Source organism: Mycobacterium ostraviense, assembly GCF_002705925.1.
Lineage (GTDB): Bacteria > Actinomycetota > Actinomycetes > Mycobacteriales > Mycobacteriaceae > Mycobacterium > Mycobacterium ostraviense.
Map to the genome: position 1 here is coordinate 1 of NZ_NKRE01000176.1, position 3,562 is coordinate 3,562.

General features: G+C 67.7%; 1 protein-coding gene. It reads left to right on the plus strand.

Annotated elements, in window-relative coordinates:
* On the plus strand, nucleotides 1–3,562 hold a 3,562-nt coding region (locus CDN38_RS28545), incomplete at both ends, for a condensation domain-containing protein (protein ID WP_142361424.1).

A 3,562-nucleotide genomic window follows, 5' to 3' on the forward strand; every position in this document is an offset into this window, starting at 1 on the left:
GGGGTGGGGTATTGGCGGCGGGCGGGGTTGACGTCGTCGCGGTTTGTGGCGTGTCCGTTCGGCGGCGCGGGAATACGGATGTATCGCACCGGGGATTTGGTGTGGTGGGGTGCTGATGGGCGGCTGCGTTATGTGGGGCGCGCTGATGAGCAGGTCAAGATCCGCGGCTACCGCATCGAACTCGGCGAAATCCAGGCAGCGCTGGCCGAGTCGGCCGGCGTCAAGCAGGCGGTAGTCATCGCCCGCGAGGACCGGCCCGGCGACAAGCGGCTGGTGGGGTATGTCACCGGGACTGCGAACCCCGCCACGGCGCGTGCCGCGCTGGCCGAGCGGCTACCTGAGTACATGGTGCCGGCCGCGGTGGTGGCGATCGACGCGCTGCCGTTGACGGTCAACGGCAAACTCGACACCCGCGCCCTGCCGGCACCGCAGTACCGCGATGGTGATCGTTACCGCGCCCCGGCCACCCCGGTCGAGGAGATTCTGGCCGACATCTACGCCCAGGTGCTCGGGCTGGAGCGGGTCGGTGTCGATGAGTCGTTTTTCGAGCTCGGTGGGGACAGCATTTTGTCGATACAGGTGGTGGCACGGGCCCGGGCCGCCGGCCTGCTGTGTCGGTTGCGCGACATCTTCGTCGAGCAGACTGTGGCCGGGCTGGCCCGGCTGGCCGGTATGGCCGACGGTGAAGGTGGCCACGTCGATGACGGCCTCGGGCACGTGGCGGCCACCCCGATCATGTGTTGGCTGCACGGCTTGAAAAGCGCGGGCGGCCCGGTGGATCAGTTCAATCAGACGATGCTGCTGCAGGCTCCGCACGGGGTCAACGAGGCCGCCGTCGTGGTCATGGTGCAGGCCTTGCTGGACCGGCATGCCATGTTGCGGCTGCGCGTCGACGACGACGGCGCCGGGGGGTGGTCGTTATGGGTGCCCGAAGCGGACTCGGTGGATGCCGGTACGTGCCTGCAGTCGGTGGAGACGCTGTCGGATGAGGCGCTGGTGGGGGCGCGGTCGCGGTTGAATCCTTCCGCCGGGGTGATGATGAGCGCGCTGTGGGTGCAATCCACCGGCCAGCTGGTGTTGATCATTCATCATTTGGCCGTCGACGCGGTGTCGTGGTGGATTCTGTTGGATGACCTGAATATCGCCTGGGCCCAGCATCGCGGCGGGCAGCAGGTGGTACTCCCCGCGGCGGGCACGTCGTTTCGACGCTGGGTGTCGCTGCTGGCTGAGCACGCGCGCCGCCCGGCGGTCGTGGGCCAGGCGGGTGCCTGGCGGCGGGTGGCGGCGGCCCCGGCCGTGCTGCCGGCGGTGCAGCCCGCCGTGGATACGTTTGCCACTGCCGGGCGGCTGTCGCTGTCGCTGGATGTGGAGACCACCCGGATGCTGCTCGGTGAGGTCCCAGCGGCGTTTCATGCCGGGGTGGGCGACATTCTTTTGATCGCGTTCGCCTTGGCGTGGGCGGAATTCTTGGGGTTCTCGGGCACCGACGGCGCGCCGATCGGCATCGACGTGGAGGGCCACGGGCGCCAGGAGGAATTGGCCCCCGGTATTGACCTGTCGCGCACGGTGGGGTGGTTCACGACCAAATACCCGGTGTCATTGGTGGTGGGCGGGCTGTCGTGGGCGCAGGCGGTGGCCGGCGAGGCGGCGCTGGGGGTGGTGCTCAAGGATGCCAAAGAGCAGCTTCGCGCCCTTCCCGACGGCCTGACCTACGGTGTGCTGCGCTACCTGAACACCGACATTGAGCTGCCTGGTCCCGATCCGCCGATCGGGTTCAACTATGTGGGGAGGCTCGGCGCCCCGGCGACCGATGATGATGGTTGGCAGCTCCGGCACGAAGGCGTGGTCACCGGCGCGGCCGCGGCGGTGACCACGCCGCTGATGCACACCGTGGAGCTCAACGCCGGCATCGTCGACACCGACGCCGGCCCGCGCCTGCGCGCCGGCTGGACGTGGGCGCGCTCTGCAGTTGATCGTGCGGCGGTCACCCGACTTAGCCGGTTGTGGTTTGAGGCCCTCGCCGGTATCTGCGCACATGTGCGGCGCGGCGGGGGCGGGTTCACTCCCTCCGATCTCACGCCCACCCGCCTGGACCAGCAGCAGATCGACGAGTTCGAGCGGCAACACCGGATCGCCGACATTTTGCCGCTGACCCCGGTGCAACAGGGGCTTCTCTTTCACGCCAGCACCACGCAGGCGGGCGACGATCTGTATGCCGTGCAGCTGGATCTCGCCCTCACCGGTGCCGTTGATCAGCAGCGGCTGCGCGATGCCGTGCAAACCGTGGTCAACCGGCATCCGAACCTGGTGGCCCGCTTCCACCAACAATTCGACGACCCGGTGCAGATCGTCCCCGCCGACCCGGAGGTGCCCTGGCGTTATGTCGACCTTGGCCAGGGCGATGGCGATGAGCAGATCCAGCAGGTGTGCGCCGCTGAACGCGCCGCTGTCGGCGATCTCGCCCACCAGCCGGCCTTTCGAGCGGCTTTGATCCGCACCGCAAAAGATCGACACCGCTTGTTGCTGACTCATCACCACATCGTGCTCGATGGCTGGTCGTTGCCGATCCTGCTGCGGGAAATATTCGCCAGCTATCGAGGGCAGCCCCTGGCTGCGACCGGGTCGTATCGCACATTCTTGACCTGGCTGGCTGCTCGTGACCAACATGGCGCCCACACAGCCTGGGGCGCGGTATTGGCCGGCTTCGACACCCCGACATTGGTCGCTCCGCCGGATCGGTTGCGGCCGGGGCAGCGAGGGGTTGCATCGTTTCGGGTGCCCGCCGAGATCACCCGGGCCGTTGGCGAGCTGGCCCGCTCCTGCCACACCACCGTCAACACCGTGTTGCAGGCCGGCTGGGCCCAATTGCTGATGGGGTTGACCGGGCACCATGACGTCGTCTTTGGGACCACCGTCTCGGGCCGGCCCGCCGAGTTGGCCGGTGTGGAATCGATGGTGGGCCTATTTATCAACACGGTGCCGGTACGGGCGACCATCACCGCGACCACCACCACCGAAGGGCTGCTCGCCCAGCTGCAAACCGCCCAGAACAACACCGTCGAGCACCAGCATGTGGGGCTGGCCGACATCCACCGCATCAGCGGTCACGACGCCTTGTTCGACACCTTGTTCGTGTACGAGAACTACCCGGTCGACACCGCCGCGCTGGTGGGCGGACCGGAGTTGGCCATCACCGAGTTCACCAGCCGCGAATCTACTCATTATCCGCTGACGCTTGCGGCCAAGCCGGGGGCTGAACTGGAGCTCTGCCTGAAATTTCGCGCTGATGTGTTCGACGCGGCGAGCGTCGAGGTGTTCATCGAGCGGTGGCGGCGGGTGTTGGTGGCGATGACCGCTGATCCGACTCGGCGGTTGTCGTCGGTGGATGTGTTGGATGCCGGTGAGCATGCGCGCCTGGCTGGGTGGGGGAATCGGGTGGTGTTGACCCGGCCGGCTTTGCCGCCGGTGTCGATTCCGGTGGCCTTCGCCGCGCGGGTGGCGCGGGCCCCGGATGCGGTGGCGGTGACTTTCGAGGGTTTGTCGGTGACGTATCGGGAGTTGG